At 54.1% G+C, this 18524-nt stretch carries 21 protein-coding genes; 4 read left to right on the forward strand and 17 right to left on the reverse strand.

Annotation, left to right across the window (positions count from 1 at the left end):
- The first annotated feature begins 13 nt into the window (after positions 1-13).
- Both HYT79_05585 and HYT79_05590 read left to right on the forward strand, forming a co-directional pair.
- Positions 14-655: a lysophospholipid acyltransferase family protein gene (locus HYT79_05585; protein ID MBI2070057.1), complete on the forward strand. Its 642-nt coding sequence runs from the start codon at positions 14-16 to the stop codon at positions 653-655.
- 127 nt (positions 656-782) lie between these two features.
- Positions 783-1850, forward strand: coding sequence for a DUF3187 family protein (locus HYT79_05590; GenBank protein MBI2070058.1), 1068 nt, complete (start codon positions 783-785; stop codon positions 1848-1850).
- 22 nt (positions 1851-1872) lie between these two features.
- Here the strand turns inward: HYT79_05590 and HYT79_05595 are convergent, their stop codons facing one another.
- Positions 1873-2670, reverse strand: coding sequence for a hypothetical protein (locus HYT79_05595; GenBank protein MBI2070059.1), 798 nt, complete (start codon positions 2668-2670; stop codon positions 1873-1875).
- A 113-nt stretch (positions 2671-2783) separates the two neighbouring features.
- Here HYT79_05595 and rpsT point away from each other — a divergent pair, with 113 nt between their 5' ends.
- A complete protein-coding gene (gene rpsT / locus HYT79_05600; protein ID MBI2070060.1) occupies positions 2784-3092 on the forward strand; it encodes a 30S ribosomal protein S20 in 309 nt (102 codons plus the stop codon).
- Here the strand turns inward: rpsT and HYT79_05605 are convergent.
- The 6 genes from HYT79_05605 to HYT79_05630 are packed head-to-tail and all read right to left on the reverse strand — an operon-like array spanning position 3045 to position 10214.
- On the reverse strand, positions 3045-4151 hold the full coding sequence (locus HYT79_05605) for a hypothetical protein (protein ID MBI2070061.1): 1107 nt from the start codon (positions 4149-4151) through the stop codon (positions 3045-3047). The genes rpsT and HYT79_05605 overlap by 48 nt on opposite strands.
- Before the next feature lie 3 nt (positions 4152-4154).
- On the reverse strand, positions 4155-4748 hold the full coding sequence (locus tag HYT79_05610) for an LptE family protein (GenBank protein ID MBI2070062.1): 594 nt from the start codon (positions 4746-4748) through the stop codon (positions 4155-4157).
- Positions 4732-7290 carry a leucine--tRNA ligase gene (locus HYT79_05615; GenBank protein ID MBI2070063.1) on the reverse strand — a complete coding sequence of 853 codons (2559 nt, stop codon included), beginning with the start codon at positions 7288-7290 and terminating at the stop codon, positions 4732-4734. The genes HYT79_05610 and HYT79_05615 overlap by 17 nt, the downstream gene beginning before the upstream one ends.
- A 5-nt stretch (positions 7291-7295) precedes the next feature.
- The gene (locus HYT79_05620; GenBank protein ID MBI2070064.1) at positions 7296-8642 is read right to left on the reverse strand and encodes a hypothetical protein; all 1347 of its coding nucleotides are present in this window, start codon (positions 8640-8642) and stop codon (positions 7296-7298) included.
- Entirely contained in the window at positions 8635-9381 is a 747-nt protein-coding gene (locus HYT79_05625) for a TlyA family RNA methyltransferase (GenBank protein MBI2070065.1), read from the reverse strand. Before HYT79_05625 ends, HYT79_05620 begins: the two co-directional genes overlap by 8 nt.
- Complete coding sequence (locus HYT79_05630) at positions 9378-10214, reverse strand: polyprenyl synthetase family protein (protein MBI2070066.1); 837 nt, start codon at positions 10212-10214, stop codon at positions 9378-9380. Before HYT79_05630 ends, HYT79_05625 begins: the two co-directional genes overlap by 4 nt.
- A 59-nt stretch (positions 10215-10273) precedes the next feature.
- Between HYT79_05630 and HYT79_05635 the strand changes: the two genes are divergently transcribed.
- Positions 10274-10918 (forward strand): hypothetical protein, encoded by a 645-nt coding sequence (locus HYT79_05635; protein MBI2070067.1) that lies wholly within the window; start codon positions 10274-10276, stop codon positions 10916-10918.
- A 6-nt stretch (positions 10919-10924) separates the two neighbouring features.
- Here HYT79_05635 and HYT79_05640 read toward each other — a convergent pair whose 3' ends face one another.
- The 10 genes from HYT79_05640 to pheS all read right to left on the reverse strand — a co-directional run bounded on the left by HYT79_05640 (position 10925) and on the right by pheS (position 18523).
- On the reverse strand, positions 10925-11656 hold the full coding sequence (locus HYT79_05640; GenBank protein MBI2070068.1) for a hypothetical protein: 732 nt from the start codon (positions 11654-11656) through the stop codon (positions 10925-10927).
- Between the two features lie 58 nt (positions 11657-11714).
- Positions 11715-12170, reverse strand: a complete 456-nt coding sequence (locus HYT79_05645; protein ID MBI2070069.1) for a hypothetical protein — start codon at positions 12168-12170, stop codon at positions 11715-11717.
- A 4-nt stretch (positions 12171-12174) separates the two neighbouring features.
- Positions 12175-12525: a type II toxin-antitoxin system PemK/MazF family toxin gene (locus HYT79_05650; protein MBI2070070.1), complete on the reverse strand. Its 351-nt coding sequence runs from the start codon at positions 12523-12525 to the stop codon at positions 12175-12177.
- Positions 12525-12779, reverse strand: a complete 255-nt coding sequence (locus HYT79_05655; protein ID MBI2070071.1) for a hypothetical protein — start codon at positions 12777-12779, stop codon at positions 12525-12527. Before HYT79_05655 ends, HYT79_05650 begins: the two co-directional genes overlap by 1 nt.
- Before the next feature lie 93 nt (positions 12780-12872).
- On the reverse strand, positions 12873-14156 hold the full coding sequence (locus HYT79_05660) for a replication-associated recombination protein A (GenBank protein ID MBI2070072.1): 1284 nt from the start codon (positions 14154-14156) through the stop codon (positions 12873-12875).
- Entirely contained in the window at positions 14156-14461 is a 306-nt protein-coding gene (locus tag HYT79_05665) for a hypothetical protein (protein MBI2070073.1), read from the reverse strand. Before HYT79_05665 ends, HYT79_05660 begins: the two co-directional genes overlap by 1 nt.
- The gene (locus HYT79_05670) at positions 14458-14745 is read right to left on the reverse strand and encodes a cell division protein ZapA (protein MBI2070074.1); all 288 of its coding nucleotides are present in this window, start codon (positions 14743-14745) and stop codon (positions 14458-14460) included. Before HYT79_05670 ends, HYT79_05665 begins: the two co-directional genes overlap by 4 nt.
- Positions 14746-14748: 3 nt before the next feature.
- Positions 14749-14991: a hypothetical protein gene (locus HYT79_05675; protein ID MBI2070075.1), complete on the reverse strand. Its 243-nt coding sequence runs from the start codon at positions 14989-14991 to the stop codon at positions 14749-14751.
- Positions 14991-17435 (reverse strand): phenylalanine--tRNA ligase subunit beta, encoded by a 2445-nt coding sequence (locus tag HYT79_05680; protein MBI2070076.1) that lies wholly within the window; start codon positions 17433-17435, stop codon positions 14991-14993. The genes HYT79_05675 and HYT79_05680 overlap by 1 nt, the downstream gene beginning before the upstream one ends.
- Positions 17435-18523, reverse strand: coding sequence for a phenylalanine--tRNA ligase subunit alpha (gene pheS / locus HYT79_05685; protein ID MBI2070077.1), 1089 nt, complete (start codon positions 18521-18523; stop codon positions 17435-17437). Before pheS ends, HYT79_05680 begins: the two co-directional genes overlap by 1 nt.
- Position 18524: the final 1 nt, after the last annotated feature.

Here is an 18524-nt window from a genome sequence, read left to right on the forward strand (position 1 = left end):
TATACTTTTTGATATGTGGCGGGCTTTAAAATTTACGCTGGTCACCCGGTTGCTTTGGCTGTATATGACTTTGGTTGGGAAGACCACAACAACCATCAGTTTAAATAAACAGCATCGCTTGGATTTGGAAGCTGAAGGACGGCGTTACATTTACGCGCTGTGGCATGATCGCCAGGCTTTTTTTGTCTACTCTCACCGCAATTCCAAGATCACCTCGCTCGTGTCGCCCAGTAAGGATGGTGAGATCATGGCGCGAGTTTTGAGTCTATTCGGTCTTGATGCTGCGCGGGGATCGTCGCGGCAGAACCCGGCCCGGGGCCTCATTTCTTTGATGCGCCGGGTGGAGAGCGGCTATCATCTGGGCATTACTCCGGACGGACCTTTGGGCCCGCGCCATGAAGTGAAACCCGGAGCTCTTTTTTTAGCTAGGAAACTGGGCCTTCCGATCTTGCCGATCGCCAACGGCGTCAAACGCAAATTGGTTTTTAAGAGTTGGGACCGTTTTCAGTTCCCGTTGCCGTTTAACCGCGTTGCGATCGTGTATGGTTCTCCTATTTGGATCGGGCCGGAGGACAGCTTAGAAGATAAAGCACGGGATCTCCGGAGCGTGCTTAATGAAATTACGGAGCGCGCGGATCGGGAGGCGTGTTCTTAACAGCCCTGAAGAATTAGCGGATTCTTCGCACCCTTCACCCTCCTAAATCCATTTTTTGACCCGTAGCCTTTTTTCGCGGTGCGGGACATATGAAAATTAGCCGTTATTCAGGTTAAAATATACGGCATTGACGAAAAAAAGCCTTCCCGCGCTCATCCTTTTGCTATCCGCCCTCGGCCTCCGTGCCCAAACGCCGGAACAGTCGGCCGGCGACTCAAACGCTATTTTTGAGCGGACTCCCAAAATATCCAGAGGCGCAGGCCCTTTGCCGGCCATGGATTGGAACCCGACGCATGCCGTTTTCCTGAGTTTGCCTCCGGAAACCGCGCAAGTTCTGCCCCGCGGGCGGATGCGCTGGGAAACGACCTGGACCCAGACAAACTCCATGGAAGGAATTAAAACCCAAGACGGCGGCAACGGCCTTCTCCACGCTGAAACCACGCGTTTGACGCAGGTCTGGAGGATCGGTTTAGGCGAAGGTTTGGAAGCCGGAATTCAAATTCCGTTCATCTACCGCTCGCGCCCCTGGATGGACGGGCTCATCGGCTGGGTTGAGGAAACAGCCGCCGGAGAGATGTCCGCCACCCGGCGGCGCTACCAAGGCGACTCAACAACGTACGAAGTCAATCATCCTGAATTCACCGTCAAAGACAGAGTGGATCAATACGGACCTGGTGATATCGCTTTGATCATCAAAACGCTGCTGGTTGAAGAAACCCCGCATCAACCGGCGCTGGCCGTAAGGGTAGGCGTTGAACTGCCCACCGGAAGCGTGACCGATGGACGCGGCAGCGGGGCCGTGGACGTTGCCGTTGAATTGGGGCTTCAAAAAGCCTTGACCTCTTGGCTTAACGCCTACGGTAATGTCAGCGCCACCATGCCCGGCAATGACTCCCCTTACGTGCGGCCTTTCGGCGGCGCCTCATTCGCGCTGGAATTGCTCCCCCGCGAGAATATTTCATTGACCGCCCAATACTCCACGTTTTCTTCCCCGTACCAAGACACGAACGTCAAAGTTTTGGACGGACGCGATGATTTGGTCCTGATGGGCGTTAATTACAAATACCCGCTGTCTAAAAACCGGAAACTCACGTTTCGATTGTTCGCCGCGGAGAACACCTTCTGGCGGGCGCCGGGCGAATGGGCCGGCAGCGCCGCGGATTTTACCGTCGGCAGCGGCATTTTTCTGGAATAACGCGCGCGTTGGCCGGACTCATTTATTCAGAATAATCCCGGTAACAGGCCGCCTGGGCCAAACGATTATGGCCGGCTTGCCCCAAATACGCTTGAAGCGGGCTCTGAGCAGCGCCCGCGCGGCGGGGAGTCACCGGGGTAGGCGAAGTCATGGCTTCTCCGCCGTAACGCTCAACCCAGGCCGCGTTCTCATGCAGCTCTTTGACGGCTTCCCGATCGGCCCGGGCCAAAAAACCTTCTTCCGAACCGTCATCACAGGCTTTCTTGACGACCTTCTCATTAGCTGTAAAAGGCAACCGGTCGCGCGGCGTGCTGGCATACCGGCCGTTATTCTGAAGGCTAATCATCATAATGCGGGCCTCAAAATACTCCATCAATGCTTCGTCGAACGCCGTTCGATCATAATCGCCGGAATTTTCGCAGATGGTCTTGGCGTCATTGCTCATTTCATCGTTGATTTGAGGCGTTTGATTGGCGGCTGCGATGCGAAAATCCCGGCTTAAAACCTCGATATCCACTGAGGGACCGCTCGTTGCGCTCGCTCGTTCGGCGCGCGCTTCGCAAATAATGGTGATCACATCTGCTGTCTGCTCCGCGTCCAAGGGCTCATCCGTGGACGTCAAGACTCTCCTTCCGTCTTCACTGATTCCAAAACCGCTTTCTTGAACGGCGGCCCGATCCTCGGCTGAGAGCCGGGCGGCATCCACCGTTCTCGGACGCGGAGCCGCGCAAGGATAAGTTTCCGCGGCTGCGGCCCGGAAAGTTCCAAAGGTCATAAAAAAACCGACTGCCAGGACCCTGTGAAGCGAAATTAATTTCATAAAACCCCCGCAATTCCTCATAGCAATAGCCTATCAGGGAAAGCCTCCTATTTCCAGAGCACCGGCCACAGTCGGGCATTGGCTGTGGGGCCGGGCTTTACTATAATGACGCCATGGCAAAGATTAAAAAGACCGGGCGTCATACGGGCGCCATTAAAACTGCACGCCAGTCCCTGCGCCGCCGTCTGCGCAATTACAAAAAGAAAGAAGAAATGAAATCGCTGGTTAAAACAGCGGTCGGCGCCGTCGGCACAAAGGATCAGACGAAGGCCGAGGAAACGTTCCGCAAATACGCCTCACAGATAGATAAGGCCATTAAAACCGGCCTCCTGCACTGGAGAACAGGCGCTCGAAAGAAATCGAGCCTGGCGCGTTTAGTGGGTTCCCTGCGCGGCAAACAAACGGCTGCCGCCGCTTCCTGAAGCCCCGCTCTTGCCCGCAACGCAGGCATCGGTGAAAGCCATTAGGAATTTTTTAGCGGCGCTTTCGGGCGCAAGACGCCCTGTCTTTAAATCCATTTCTCCATCGATTAAGACGCTGTAAAGTTTCCTCACGCTCTCCCAGGACCACAACGAAGCCGCTTTCTTAAGTCGAACGCCCAAATTGTAATCCCTTTTCTGCCGGCTCGAATACGTGCCTGATTTAGCCACCCCCAGCTCGTAAACAGCGTCCGCGAACGCGCGCATCAATCGCAGGGCCGCGGCCTGAGGGCCCTCGACGCCGGCGGCGAACAGGCCGTCGGATAAAAATAATGCCTGTCCCAGGCAGGCCGGCGCGGATCTGGAACGATCCAACAGCGCATAGGCGGTATCGCTTAATTCATCAAGCAGCCGGTCTTCCTTGGGCGAAGAATCCGCCAGCAGCATCTCCACATCCTGAGGCTCCGCCCGTTTCTTCGAGCCCAGGCTTAACTCCAAATTTTTAATCAAATTGGCCCAACTGTAAAGTTCGTTGGCATAGGACCGGGCGATACGCTCAAGAGACTCCTGGCCGACCTCGATATTTTTCCGGCGCAATTCGCCTTTGGCCCACGAAACGACGTCTTCCTCGGTTAAAACCGGAAAAAACACATGCGCCGCGCTGGGATTGGCCAGCAAAAAACCCTCCAGAGGATCGGCGACGTCCATGCGTTGGGCCTCGGATATCATCACAACGATTTTCCCCGCGGCCTCGGTCTCGAAATACGCTTCCAAAACCTCCAGCATCGAACGTTTGTCGGCGGCCTTGATTTTTTCCACTTTCTCGATGATGATGATTTCCCCCGAGGAAAAAAGCTGCGGGGAATTCAGGCTGTCCCATAATTCTTGAACGTCGAGTTCGCGCCCCTGCATGCGAACCCGGGCGAAACCGGCGCAATCGGGGCGCGCCAGCAGGCGCTCTTTGGCCCGGAGCTTAAGATATTCTTCGGGGCCGGTGAGATAAAAAACGGTAGGGGTCAGCTTATCAAGCTTGATGAAAAAATCTTTGAAACCGAGCTTCAAGACTTAGTAACTGCCTGAGCCGGGAGCGGGCACTTCCGGCGCAATTTTGCGCTGGCTCTCGCCGGTCACGGAGCCGAAGCCTTTGATCGTACGCTTTAAAACATCCTTGGATAAACGGTCCCAAACAATTTCACGCGCCTGTTCCTCGGTCATGCCGCCCGGCGAACTGGAAACCGGATAAACGATGGAGCCCACCAAATTCGGCTCTTCCCAAAGAACCTGATTCGTTGTTTTATCGATAAACCGGATTTGGACCACCACATCGAGCTTATATTGGGTCGCCACCAGATTAGAGTCGTAAGCGATGGGGATATGGATATAGCGGGAAATTTCCCCGGCCAAGATGCCGTCCGCCTGATCATCGGAAACGATTTTATAGGTCCCGTCCGTCAAAAAACGGTTGTTGACCGCGATGGTCAGCTTGTCTTCCAACGCGAATTGCTGCGTCCTGTTGACGAAGGGGTGCATCGCCACTTTTCTGATATGAGAGGGCATGATTTGCGGCGACGGGTTGTAAACGACCCCGTCCTTCGTCGACGCGCATCCGATCAGGCCCAGCGCAAAAAATAAAGGCCAGAATTTAATTGTTTTGACCATCGGTTGACTCCTTTTGAATCACAAAATTCAGGATCCGTCCTGGGACATAAATCACCTTGAGGATTTTGGCATTTTCAAGGTGCTTGGAAACCCGCGGGTTCTCTTTTGCCAGACGCACCAGCTCCTGCTGGCTGATTGCGCCGCGGCCCAGCTCAAGCGTCTCCCTGACCTTGCCGTTGATTTGCACCGGCATCGCGACTTTCTCATCCTGCGCCAAATTTTCGTCGTAAGACGGCCAAAGCGCCGAAGAAACGAACGGCTTGTTGCCCAAGAGCTCCCAGCATTCCTCGGCCAAATGAGGAGCGAACGGCGACACCAGCTTCAACAACGTCTCCAAATCTTCGCGCCCGGCGCCCTGCGCGATCAGGGCATTGACATATTCCATCAACGCAGTGATGGCGGTGTTGAATTTAAACGACTCGATGCGCTCGGTCACCAGCTTAATCGTTTTATGCCGCAGCCGCGCACAATCATCCGAACCGGATGCTTTGGCGCCGGATTTTTCCGCGACCAAGCGCCAAACGCGCTGGAGGAAACGGTGGACGCCTTCGATTTGAGTCATGTCCCAGGGCTTAGAGAGCTCGAATTCGCCCATGAACATCTCGTAAAGGCGCATGGTGTCCGCGCCCCAATCGCGGATAATCTCATCGGGATTAACCACGTTCTTTTTCGATTTCGACATTTTCTCGATGCGCTTGCTTAAAACTTCGCCTGTGGCTTTCAGCCGGGGGTTTTCAGCCGATGCGTCGAGTTCGTCATAACCATGATAAGCGCCGCGCTGATCCTGGAAGCTATAAGACAAAATCATCCCTTGATGGCGCAGTTTAATGAAGGGCTCTTTGGTTGAAACAAGGCCCGAATCATAAAGCACTTTATGCCAGAAGCGCGAATAAAGCAGGTGCAGAACCGCATGCTCGGAGCCGCCCACATAAAGATCAACGGCCATCCATCGCTTCTCCAAAGCCTTATCCCAGGCCGCTTGATCGTTTTTAGGATCGATGAAGCGCAGGTAATACCAGCATGAGCCCGCCCACTGGGGCATCGTGTTGGTTTCCCGTTCAGCCGGTCCGCCGCAATCCGGGCATTTGGTATTCACCCAATCGCGCAGCCCCGCCAGCGGGGATTCCCCCGTTCCCGCCGGTTCATAACGCGCCACATCCGGCAATGTCACCGGCAAATCCTTCTCCGCGACAGGCACGGCCTTGGCGCAGCGGCCCTTGCAATGAACGATGGGGATCGGTTCCCCCCAATAACGCTGCCTGGAAAAAACCCAATCCCGAAGCTTGTATGTCCGGCGTGCGAATCCCAATTTGCGATCCTTCAGCCATGCTGTGATTTTGACTTTGAATTCGGCCGTGGGCAAACCGTTAAACTCGCCGCTGTTGTGCGCGAACCCGTCATCCTCGTACGCACGGTCCACGGCAAAATATTTATCCGAAGTGGGCCAAACGACTTGGCGCATGGGCAGGTTATAAGCTTTGGCGAATTCAAAATCCCGCTGGTCATGCGCAGGAACGGACATAATGGCGCCGGTTCCGTAATGATAAAGAACATAGTCGGCCACCCAAATTGGAATTTTCTCCCCATTAACCGGATTGAGGGCGTAGCCGCCGGTGAAAACCCCGGTTTTCGCGCGGCCTTCATCCGTGCGCTCGATTTCCGTTTTGGCTGAGGCCGCCTGGCAATACTGTTCGACCTGACTGCGTTGTTGGGCCGTGGTTAAATTGTTGACCAACGGATGCTCAGGGGCCAAAACCATGTACGTCGCTCCGAATAAAGTATCGGGCCGGGTCGTAAAAATCGCGATTGTTTTGCCCTTGGATTGGGCGGGCTCCGCCACCTCAAAATCAACCTGGGCTCCGTCCGACAAACCGATCCAATTTTTCTGCATCAACAGGGTGGATGCCGGCCAATCCAAACCTTCCAAATCTTCAAGCAATCGATCGGCATAAGCCGTAATTTTGAGCATCCATTGGCGCATGTCTTTTTTGATGGCGGCCGTGCCGCAGCGCTCGCAGCCGCCCTGATGCACTTCCTCATTAGCCAAACCGGTTTTGCAGGAGGGACAAAAATTGATGGGCACAACGGCTTCGTAAGCCAGCCCTTTCTTGAACAACTGAAGAAAAATCCACTGAGTCCAACGGTAATACTCCGGGTCGGTTGTGTTGATTTCCCGGTCCCAATCGTAAGAAAAACCTAACGATTTGATTTGGCGCCTGAAATTCGTCACGCAATCTTGCGTCACCTTGGCCGGATGAATGCCCGTGGCAATGGCGTAGTTTTCCGTGGGCAGTCCGAAAGCGTCCCAGCCCATGGGATGAAGCACGCTCATCCCCTGCATTCTTTTCATGCGCGCGATGATGTCCGTGGCCGTGTAGCCTTCGGGATGGCCGACATGAAGCCCGGCCGCGGAAGGATAGGGAAACATATCGAGAATGTAATATTTTGGGCCGGACCCCTTGTCCTGCGAACGAAAAATTTTGGCCTCTTCCCAACGCCGCTGCCACTTGGGTTCGATGCTGCGGGGCTCGTACCTGGACATGACGGCTATGATTTTACCTTTGGCCGGAACGTCAGGCGAATAAAATAAATGCTTGTGCCCATCGAGCTGATCTGCCCCCTGATCCAACTTGAATTGGGACGATCCAGGGGCGATGTGTAATTGGCGATTAGAAAATCATGCGGCCCCAAGCGCATAATGGATGGGAACGCCGTATCTCCGGCCGAAGGCAAATCCGCGATCAACGCCACGCTCTTGGTTTTGCGGTCGATTTTATACAACGCGGTTCGCTTGGCGCGCCAAGAATAGCCGAGCATGTTGCGCGCGCGCTGAAGCCAGAAAGGAAGATTGCGGCCCCCGCGATCAAAAGGGCCGCCGATATCGCGCCGGGCGATCATGTAAATCTCATCGCCGTGGCGAAACATGCGCGGCGAATCATAACGATCGGGATCGCTGGTTTGAGGAAAATCCCAGCGCCCCGGAGCGCCCGGCTGAGCCGTCGCCACATGAGAACCCCAGCCCGTGGCATCCCCGTCCTCATTGCGCGTCACCGCCCATAATGACCCATCCCGGGCAAACTCGAAAGCGGCTTCGGAGACCCCTCCCTGATACACGAAGGGCTGCGAAGAATCCACGTTTTCCCAGTTAAGCCCGTCCGTTGATTCCTTAAAATAAAGCTCGATACGGCTCTGCTCGGCCCAGGCATAATGATTGCCTTTGTAAGAGGTGGCCCAAGCTTTGCCGTTGCGGACTTTCATTTCCCAAATGATTTCCCCCGGCGCGCCGATGGACACCGGCTGACTCCATTGTCCGGGCCCCGCGTAAACAATGGCCTTTGTCCCCCGAGGCTCAAAAGCGCTCGCTGATTGCCCGGCCTCCATGTAATAAAAAATCAGCTTTCCCCCCACCGTCAAAAAAAACGGTTCGCGGATATCCCTGCCGATGGCGATGGAATGCTCAAGCTCCCAGTTTCGCCCGCCGTCGGCCGAAGAAACCACCTGCATCACGGTTTTTTTAGAAGCGAAATGAATCGGCCCCGTGCGCCAAGCCATGAACAACCGGCCGTTGTGCGCGGTGATGGCGACATTGTTGTTTGAGGCTTGGGCCAAGGCCAGGGAATTCAACGACGGGGAAGGAGCGACCCAAGACGGCTGGGAAAACACAGCCTCATACTCGCGGCCAACCTCGACTTGTTTATCCATGCTTTCTTCGCCGGGCAAATGCAAAGCATCCGGCGGCAACAGAAACTCCCGGCCTAGCATCTCTCCTGACGCCTGCGATTGAGCCCCGCCGGCGCCATTGGCCTTGGGAGCAACCGGTAAATTTTTGCCGGTCTGACTGAAGACAAAAACATACGGAGCCAACACAAAAAACAGAACAATGTTTTTAAGCATCTTTAATGTATAAAAAATGTTCCACGTTACCCTCGGGCCCGGGCACGGGACTGGGGCACTCGCCGGCCACAGTCAAACCCATTTCCGCCTCGATAAACCGGCGGACGGATTCAATGGCTTTGCTGCGCAGGGCTTCGTCCTTGACCACGCCCCCCTTGGTCTTGCCGCGCCCGACTTCAAACTGCGGCTTAACCAGGGCTATTATCTCAAAAGGCGGCTCCAAACAGGCGGCAGCCGGCGGCAAAACCATATTGACGGAAATAAAAGACACATCAATCACCGCTAAGCGGGGCTTGTGGTCGAATAGCTCAGGTGACAAATACCGGGCATTCATTTTTTCAATCAAACGCACCCTGGGATCAGCCCGCAAACGCTCATGCATAAGGTTTTGGCCCACATCCACGGCATAAACCAATTGAGCCCCGGATTGGAGCAGGCAATCCGTGAATCCGCCCGTTGACGAGCCCACATCCAAGGCGATTTTGCCGCTGACGCTGACCCCCAATGCCTGGAGCGCGCCCTCAAGTTTCAACCCCCCGCGAGAAACGTATTTAAGCGTGGAGCCCGGTGTAATTTCGATCTCCGCCCCTGAAGCGACGCGATCCCCGGCCTTGGGCTTGGGCTCGCCGTTAACCAAAACACGCCCCGCCAAAATCAAGGCCTGGGCTTTGGCGCGCGTCGGCGCCAAGCCCTTGGCCACAATCAATTCATCAAGACGGGGTTTGATGGGATTTTTCAAGGGGTTAAATAAAGCTTACGAACCAAGCTCAATAAAATCGAAGGATACGGCTTTTTAAGCGGCAACGCCACGGCCTTCCTCTCCAGCTTACGCTCAAGATTTCTAAGCCTGGCCTCAAGTTCCTTGGTTTTGCCCCTGGTCGCCAATGTTTGCACGTTTTTCTTTTTCTCTTCTTTGGCGTCGGCCAAATCATCCGCGATTTGGAAGCACTCGCCGAACAAAACTCCGAATGATCGCAACAGCGCCGCCGCTTGAGCGCCCTTAGAGGAACAAAAAGCGGCGCCCACGATCGAAGCCTCAAAAAGACAGGCTGTTTTAAGCTGATTAATTTTGTTCAAGGAGCGCGTGTCGTTTTTCTTGCCGCCTCCTAAACCCAAATCAAGCGCCTGGCCTAAAATCACGCCCCGCCCGCCGATGGACCGGGCCACAAGCCGCCCGATTTCCGGACGGCAACCGGCCAAAAGCTCAAAGGCATGGGTCAAGAGCGCGTCCCCGGTCAAGATGGCGCAGGCTTCTCCGTATTTTTTATGAACGGTGGGTTTTCCCCGGCGAAAATCATCATCGTCCATGGCCGGCAAATCATCGTGAATCAAGGTGTAATTGTGAATCAACTCCAACGCGCAGGCGAAATCAAGCAATGGCCGAGATTTCGCACCCAAACCCTCGCCGATCGCCATGGCCAGCAAAGGCCTGATCCTCTTGCCCCCCGGAAACAGCGCATGTTGGGCGGCTTCGCGCAAAATGCCGAAAGGAAAAAACGCGCCCATATGCGCTTTCAAAGAGCGGTCGATGAGCTTTTTGCGGGAGTCGCAATACTTTTCGAATGTCCCCACGCAACTAGGCTATCAAACTTTATGGCATAGGGCTCGTTTTCATGGTATATCCATAGAGAATGGCCGAAAATCCCTTTATCAAAGAATCCCGGCGAATCAACCCCCTCCCTGTCATCATTGTCGCCGTCATCGTGATGGCGGGTTTGTTCTTAGCGCGCAAAGGCGCGTTCATACGGCAACAACAAGAACAGCAAAACACGGAGGCTCCGGTTGCGATAACGCAAGTTGAATCACCGCCGCTTGAGTCACAGCCCGTTGAAGAAATCCTCCCGCTTAATGAAGAAACCTCCACGATAGAATCCCAAGAACAGGAACTAGCTGCAGCCCAAGAAGCCAGGCGCGTCCACAAGCAAAAACAATTCAATATCGCTGAACTTCTTTTTACGACGCTGTTTTTATCCATATTCGTGGGCATCGGATTTTTCGTGCTGGGCCGGGCCATCGCGAGCCGGCATGTCTTTCTTATTATTTGGGGTTCTTTTTTCGGAGGAATGCCTTATATCGCTTCCAACCTGCCGCTGCTGAATAATGGTATTTTTTGGCCGTTTCTCTGGCACACCTTGCTGGCCGTCGCGGCCTTTAAGATGGGAAAAAAATTCGATCCGATCAAAGCCATGGACCGCATGATGGGCCCCAGAATCCGCATCAAAAAGCCGCCGACGAAACCCCCCAACGGCGACAACGATTTCATCAACGGGAATTAAAACGAATTATTTGCGTTTTGACTTTCTCTTCGATTTAGACTTCGATTCATCAAGCCGATAGTCCGAGCGGTAACTTTGACAACGGCTGGTGGCGTCATCACTGATGAGTCCGTTCTCCCCGGAAATCCCATCTCCCTCCAGGAATTCAACGAACAACTGACCGGCTATCGTAGCTCGAAATGAGGATTGCTCGATCAAATCTTTAATTGCTTCATTCTCAATTGGAGTAGTTTGATTAGACGGAGGAAAAAATTCCACCGTACGGCAGTCTGTTCCGACTCCAGCAATTGCTTGGGCGGGTGTAGGCTCGCCGTTGACCCCGATGTCCAGAGCCATCAAATAACATTGGATTTCACCCACGATATCCCATGCCTGCCCATAAAATTGCGTGGCCTGTTCCTGGGCTGTTTGCGCGCGTTCAACCAGACCGGGGTCAGGCGGACGAGCATTCCTGGCACGTATCCAGCTACGCCGCGCCTCGCTCTTGAAACACTCAAGAACCCTCGTCGCGCCTACGGCGTGATTAAGATTACCCCCCACAAGGGTTCGCGCGCGGTCAGCACAATGTTCACGCTGGCTGAATTCACCGCAAAAACAATCGATCACCGGACTATCGCTGGAACATCCTCCGCCTTCATCGGCCGATGCGGCATCATCACCTTGGGCCTGCAAACCCTGGGGCCAAAGGCAAAAAACAAACCCCGCTAAAGCAACGACTGGAATGACTTTGCTCCTCATAGCCACATTTAATTTATAACAGGAATTCCGACGTAAAACAAGACCGCTTAGATTAGGGTCAGGTCTTTATTCCCCGTATGATGACACGACTAAATCTTGTCAAATCTGTTGGAATCGACCAGACAGCTTGCTGCGCAGAATTGAAGGGATTCTTGATTGCGACTACTCGTCCATCAGAAAAAGATTCGGGTTGAAAATAGTAGGTGAAATCCGGAGAGGCGAAGACCGCTTGACTCTGAACATCGATCACCAGAAGCCTTTGTCGTCTAAAAATCATGAACCTATAAAAAAACTGCGGCACCGCAAGATACCGCGAGTCATCGGACCACAGGAAGCTCGGATTGCATCGTTCGATTTGGAGGCCCGTGGAAAGGCGCAGAGTTCCATAAGTCGGATCGCTCATGCCCGCTTCATATGCGGGGTCGATCTCGGCCCAGAGCCGGCCGTCGGGAGAAACCGAGCGATGAGCGCTGCGAAAAATCGGCAGATTATACGGCCATTCCAAATCCGTCATCTGATTAAGCTAGAGCCAAGCTGATTCTCAAAGCCTTATCGACTTGAGATGAAAAAACCAAGGGCAGTTCCCCCAGCTTTCCTTGCAATAAAGTCTTGTCCACCGTGACCAAAACGCCGCAATCGATAACCGAATCTTTAGACAAACCGCCGATACCTTTGGGCACAGAGACATGGACAGGCAATCCCTTGCCCGTTTCCGAATGAATGGCGGCTACAATAGTTTTGGGAGAATAACGGTTTCCCAGATTGTTCTGCACAATCAACACCGGCCGTTTTTTCTCCATGGGTTTGGCAGGCGAACGGCTAAAATCCAACCAAAAAATATCGCCACGCTTGATATTAATCAGACTCACTAATCAGGCCAATCCTCAAGACCGGCGTCTTGCCAATCGCGCACCAAGTGCCGCTCTCGATTTTCATTCTCCGGCAGGGAGTAATAGCTTCTGTAGGCCTCCTCCATGCGTCGGCTCTCGCGAAAGGACAGGTAAAAATCAACGGCCTTTTGAATGACAACGCTATAAGGAGCTTTAGCGCGTTTAGCGATCTCCTGAATCTTTCGATCCTGTTCTGATCGCAAGCTGATAGCTTTCTTGACAACCGATGGCATAAATTACCTTAGTATTACCAATAGTATAACCAGAAAGAATACCAATTGTCAATAAGCCACCATCAAAAATAGGAAGGAGCACTTTCGCGTTTATTAATAGCTTCGCTTCCAAAACTTTTCCAGGCGTTCCTTCATTGTGGCTTCGGATCCGATCGTGGTGGGTTTATAAAACTGGACGAATTTTTCCATGTATTTTTGGGTTACGAAATGCTCCGGGTAATCGTGGGCGTAGAGATAGCCTTCGCCGTGGCCTAATTCCGCGTCCAAATTGGAGTCTTTTAAATGGATGGGGACTTCTTGTTTATTCTTTTTTACCTCTTCCTGCGCGGCTTTTAAGGCCAAATAACAGGCGTTGGACTTAGGGGCGCAGGCCACGTAAATGGCGGCGTGTGCCAAGGGAATGGCTCCCTCCGGCAAGCCCAACATTTCGATGGCGTTAAAAGCGCTTTGGGCCACTACTAAAGCCATGGGGTCGGCATTGCCCACGTCCTCGCTGGCTGCGATCACAATGCGGCGGGCAATGAATCTGGGGTCTTCTCCCCCCTCAAGCATGCGCGCCAGCCAATAAATCGCGGCATCCGGGTCCGTGCCGCGCATGGATTTGATGAAGGCGCTGGCTGCGTCGTAATGCGCATCTTCTTTCTTGTCATAAAGGATTTGTTGGCGGCCCAAGAGCCGTTCCACGTCCTTGGCGCTCCAGGCGCTGGCCAAGGTTTGTTTGGCCACTCCGGATAAAAACTCAAGCGCGTTTAAAAGTTTCCGCCCATCGCCGGCGGCAAAACGAAGAAGAAAACGCCGGGCGTCATCGCCCAAGGGCAAAGGCCGGCCTTTCTTGGCGATCGCGCTTAATGATCGATCCAGCACAATGCCCAAGGCCTGATCGTCAAGGCTTCTGAATTCGTACACCAAAGCCCGGGATAAAATCGCCTTGTGAATGTAAAAAAACGGATTTTCCGTGGTCATGCCCACCATGGCAATCACGCCTGATTCCATGTACGGCAAAAGAATATCCTGCTGGGTGCGGTTTAAATGATGAATTTCATCGAGGACCAAAAGCGTCGTGCGCCCGGTCGTTTTTAATTTGAGTTCGGCGCCGCCGATGGCCTCTTTAATTTTAGGCAACCCGCTGGTGGCGCAGGAAATTTCCACGCAGTCCATGCCCTTTTTCTGGGCCAAGAGCCGGGCGAATGAGGTTTTGCCGCAGCCGGGCGGCCCGAAAAAAATGGCGTTAAAAGGCTGCTCGGATTCCAAAGCCAGACGCAAAGGGCAGCCGGGTCCGACCAAATGTTCCTGGCCGGTGAATTCGTCGAGGGTTTGAGGGGCGGATTGACGGGCTAAGGGAACCCAATCGGCTTTTTTAGTTTCGAAAAGTTCCATTAATCGAAGTCAAAAGGCCGTTCGGGCGGGCCTTCGAGGCCTTCTTCTTTCACTTTTTTCAGCTGTTCGCCGAACAGGTCATCCGTTTTCTTTTTCTTTTCTTTCAACCGTTCGGCAGCCGAGGAGAAAAACTCATCCCTTTTTTTCTTGCCTTCTTCGAGCTTCTGCACGGCCTCGGAGAATCGCTCGCCCGCGGGCTTGTCCTTTCTTCCCCCTTCCCATTTATTGACGACTTTGCCGCTGCCGGCGTCAACCTCAAGGGTCCCTTTGCAAAAGGGGCAATCCACCAGATGAGTCTTGTTCACTTTAAAAGCTCCTCTAAAATTTTCTTTAAAGAAGAAACGCGGCGGCCGACGGTTTCAACGGTTTGATCGTGTTTGACCTGCAGGCGGCGAAGCTCATCCGCGAAATTCAACGCCGCCAGAACGGCCAGTTTCGAAGTATCCACGACCCTGGATTGACGCTGCAGCTCCATAATTTTCTCCGCCACCAAATTAGCCAGGGCGCTGGCTTCGATTTCCGTCAAGCCTTCGATGTCCAATTCATAGCGGCGGCCCAAAATCTCGACGGTAATTTTCTCTTGAATCATCGGTTAAATCCTCAGGCGCTCGAGCCGGTCCAAAAGCTCGGTGATTTTTTCCCTCATGCGCTCTCGATCCTTCTGCATTTTTTCAAAATCATTCAAGAGCCGGGAGGCCTTTTTCTGATCGCTCTCCATGGCCGCCACCAGGCTGTTTAATTGAATGTTCTGCTCGCGAAACGCCTTGTGCCGCTTGGACAATTCCTGGAGCATGGACAACGACGAATCCAAATCTTCAATTAATTCCTGTTCCATTACGCCCTCAACTCAGCGCCCACGTCGCGCTTCAACGCGCCGACGGCTTTCTCAAGCCAGGATTGAATCTCTTCCTGGGTCGGGGTTTTTTCCTTGGGCCTTAAGGACAATCGCAAGGCCACGCTTTTTTTATTTTTTCCAAGCTTGGGCGAAGCGTAAACGTCGAAAGGCCGGATTTGCTCCAACAAGGGGCCCAATGCTTGGCGCACGGACGCCTCAATGGATGACCAGGGAATGTGCTCGTCGACAAGAACAGCCAAATCCTTTTGAATAAGTCCGAGAATCGGGATCGCTTTGAAACGCAATTCGGGAATTCCCCGGCAGCAATCCCCCAGGGCATCCAAATTGATTTGGGCGTACGCGAGAGGAAAATTCGTTTTTGAGTCCAAGGACTCGTCCGTGGCCAACTCAGCCGCGCACCCGATGACTTTCCCGCAGGAAAGCCAAGCCAGTCTTTTCCCAGGATGAAAAGCGGCAAACGCGTCTTGGGTTTCGCCGCGTTCAAATGAAATCCGCAATTGCCCGAGCGCGCCCTCGACCAAACCGACCATCTCCCAAAAACCGACCGGAGACTTTTCCTGGCGCAGCCAATTGGGCTCGACCATGCTTCCAAAAGCAATGGCTGCCCAGATGGATTCGCTCACAAACGGCTCGGGGCCGGCCTGATCACCCCGGCCATGCACATACCCCGTCTCTTGAAGAAAAACTCTTTGCCTGGGATGATTTTTATTGGCCAACCAATTACGATAAAGCCCGATCAATAGAGAAGGCCGCAAGCAGGATAAATCCGCTGAAACCGGATTAGCCAAGCGGGCTGTTTTTTCCAAAACAGATTCGCCGCAAAGCTCATTGATTTCTTTTTCGCCGCAAAGAGGGTAATTGGCCGCCTCATGAAACCCGACACCCCGGAACGTATCGCAAAAATGGGCTGAGAGTTCGCGATTGCCGCGTTTAAGCTCATCGGGCAAATTCGTCAGCGCCGGGATGCGCGCCTGATAACCCTCCTGCCCGGGCACGCGCGAAAAACCAAGGTAACGCAAAGCCTCCTCCGCCACATCCTCGACCAAACGCAAATCCCCCCGGTGGCTGCGCGGAATCACCACCCATTCATCCGCCGAAACTTTCTTCGTCTCTTCGCACAGCGGCGTCAAAACCGAAAAGAGCTCGTCCGCGCCGAGCTCCAAACCTAAAATTTTACCGACGACGGACGGCGAGAATTCGATTTTGGCCGGGGCCGGAGGCTTTGGGTACACGCTAGTCACGGAGCGCACCGTGGCGCCGCCGGAATTTTGAATCAGCTCAAGCACGCGGCCCAAAGCCGCGGGCAAAGCCGCGATATCCGTTTCCTTCTCAAAACGTGAGGATGATTCGGTTCTCAAACCCAGACGCCGGGCCGCGGGCCGCACCGCCGACCTGGAAAACCAGGCGCATTCAAAAAAAATGTCCTTGGTGGCGCCGGTAACGCCGGTTTCTTCGCCGCCGATGACGCCCGCCAAAGCCACGGGCCGCTCAGCGTCCGCAATCACCAAATCCGATGATAAAAGCTCGTATTCGCGCGCGTTCAAAGCCTTCAATTTTTCTCCCTGTTTAGCCCGGCGAACTTCGATCCTTGGCCCCCTGATCGTAGCCCAATCAAAGGCATGCAAAGGCTGGCCCATCTCTAACGTAACGTAATTAGTGGCATCCACAACATTGTTGATGGCCTTAAGCCCCAAAAGCTCCAAACGCCTCTGAATCCACCAGGGGCTGGGTTTAACCTGGCAGCCGGTCAGCAACAGCCCTTCGTACCGGCCGCAGGCTTCGGCCGCGTCCTCGGTAATGGTCACGGAAACCGTGTCCTGAGCGGAGGCCGGAAGCCCGGAAAATTTTTCCAGCGCGCAAGCGCGCCAAAAATAAACGGCCAGCTCCCTGGCCAAGCCCAAATGGCTGGTCAAATCCCAGCGATGAAAAGGCAATTCGATATCTAAAATGGTTTCCGGCCGGATATATTTGTCGAGGGGCGCTCCCAGCGTCCAATCCTTGGGCAACACAAGAATGCCGTCATGATCATCGCCCAGGCCGAGCTCTTTAGAGGAACAAATCATGCCCTCGCTTTCCGAATTCCTTATTTTTCTTCGCTCGATCAACAAGTCCTGCCCGCCGGGCTTCAACCGGGCGCCGATAGGCGCAAAAGCCACTTTTTGATTCTGGGCCAAATTGGGGGCGCCGCAAACAACCTGATATGTTTTGGCGCCGTCGGAAACCCTGGCCATCCTTAAGCGATCCGCATTGGGATGGGGCCAAACTTCCTGCACCTCGCCGATCACCACTCCTTGAAAAGTAATCGGGTGCTGATCAACGGCCGCGACTGAAAGCCCGACCTGTTCCAAGGCCTCGATTGTCTTATCGACTGAAGGAAGAGGCTGGGGCAAAAATTCTTCGATCCAGCTCAATAAATAGCGCATCAGAGACCCTTAAATTGCTCTAAAAATTCCAAATTATTTTCGTAGAACAAACGGATATCGGGGACGCCCCAGCAAACCATGGCCACGCGCTCAAGCCCCAAGCCGAAGGCAAACCCGCGCCATTGTTTCGGGTCATGGCCCAGGCGCTTCAAAATCAATGGATGAATCATGCCCGCGCCGAGCATTTCGATCCATCCGTTTTTGCACGTGGGGCAGCCCTTGCCCTGGCAGCGGAAACAGCGCACCTCAACCTCGCAGGAGGGCTCGGTGAACGGAAAATAACTGGGCCGAAAACGGATGGCCGTCCCCCTGCCGAAAAGCTCGCCGGCCCAAAGTTCAAGCGTCGCCTTCAAATCAGCGAGACTGCAATGGGAATCGACATAAAACGCGTCGATTTGGTGAAAAACGGGCAAATGCGTGGCATCCACGGCCTCGCTGCGAAACACCTTGCCGCAGGTCACCACGCGCCAAGGCGGAGGGCTGTTTTTCATGATGGGGATCCAGACCGGGGTCGTGTGCGTGCGCAATAACCGCTTCCCGGATGTTTGGCCGGCGCCTGTTTCCAGATAAAGCGTGTCATGCATGTCCCGGGCCGGATGATCCTCGGGGATATTCAGCATGGTGAAATTGTTTTCATCCGTCTCGATTTCGCGGCCTTCCACATAACGAAAACCAAGGCGGGAGAAAACCTCAAGGATGCGCTCCGCAACAATGCCCAAGGGATGGCGGCGGCCTGCGGGCAGGGACAAGCCGGGCAAAGACAAATCTTCGGCGGAAGCCTTATCCAGGAGGAATTTTCTTCTCAATTCCCCGGCGCGCGCGTCAAAGGCCTGTTCCAACGCCTGCCTGGCCGCATTGGCTTTGGAGCCCAAATCGCGCTTCTCTTCGATGGACATGTGGGCGAGCGAGCGCAACAACAGGCTTAACTCGCTTTTACGGCCCAGGGTTTCAACGCGCAAATCCTCGAGAGCTTCGAGGGTTGCGGCTTGGGCGAGCGAACGGAGGGCTTTTTCTTTTAGCTCGTCGATCTGGCTTGCCGAGGACGGTTTTGACGCGGAGTCCTCAGGGAGCGGACGCGGCTTCGCCACA

The sequence above is a fragment of the Elusimicrobiota bacterium genome, assembly GCA_016180815.1.
Classification (GTDB): domain Bacteria; phylum Elusimicrobiota; class Elusimicrobia; order JACQPE01; family JACQPE01; genus JACPAN01.

Bases quoted from the DNA above. Each gene is read 5' to 3' on its own strand.
- HYT79_05585 (MBI2070057.1), top strand. From the start codon at position 14: ATGTGGCGGGCTTTAAAATTTACGCTGGTCACCCGGTTGCTTTGGCTG.
- HYT79_05595 (MBI2070059.1), bottom strand. From the start codon at position 2,670: ATGAAATTAATTTCGCTTCACAGGGTCCTGGCAGTCGGTTTTTTTATG.
- rpsT (MBI2070060.1), top strand. From the start codon at position 2,784: ATGGCAAAGATTAAAAAGACCGGGCGTCATACGGGCGCCATTAAAACT.
- HYT79_05610 (MBI2070062.1), bottom strand. From the start codon at position 4,748: ATGGTCAAAACAATTAAATTCTGGCCTTTATTTTTTGCGCTGGGCCTG.
- HYT79_05615 (MBI2070063.1), bottom strand. From the start codon at position 7,290: ATGTCCAGGTACGAGCCCCGCAGCATCGAACCCAAGTGGCAGCGGCGT.
- HYT79_05620 (MBI2070064.1), bottom strand. From the start codon at position 8,642: ATGCTTAAAAACATTGTTCTGTTTTTTGTGTTGGCTCCGTATGTTTTT.
- HYT79_05635 (MBI2070067.1), top strand. From the start codon at position 10,274: ATGGCCGAAAATCCCTTTATCAAAGAATCCCGGCGAATCAACCCCCTC.
- HYT79_05640 (MBI2070068.1), bottom strand. From the start codon at position 11,656: ATGAGGAGCAAAGTCATTCCAGTCGTTGCTTTAGCGGGGTTTGTTTTT.
- HYT79_05645 (MBI2070069.1), bottom strand. From the start codon at position 12,170: ATGACGGATTTGGAATGGCCGTATAATCTGCCGATTTTTCGCAGCGCT.
- HYT79_05655 (MBI2070071.1), bottom strand. From the start codon at position 12,779: ATGCCATCGGTTGTCAAGAAAGCTATCAGCTTGCGATCAGAACAGGAT.
- HYT79_05660 (MBI2070072.1), bottom strand. From the start codon at position 14,156: ATGGAACTTTTCGAAACTAAAAAAGCCGATTGGGTTCCCTTAGCCCGT.
- HYT79_05670 (MBI2070074.1), bottom strand. From the start codon at position 14,745: ATGATTCAAGAGAAAATTACCGTCGAGATTTTGGGCCGCCGCTATGAA.
- HYT79_05675 (MBI2070075.1), bottom strand. From the start codon at position 14,991: ATGGAACAGGAATTAATTGAAGATTTGGATTCGTCGTTGTCCATGCTC.
- HYT79_05680 (MBI2070076.1), bottom strand. From the start codon at position 17,435: ATGCGCTATTTATTGAGCTGGATCGAAGAATTTTTGCCCCAGCCTCTT.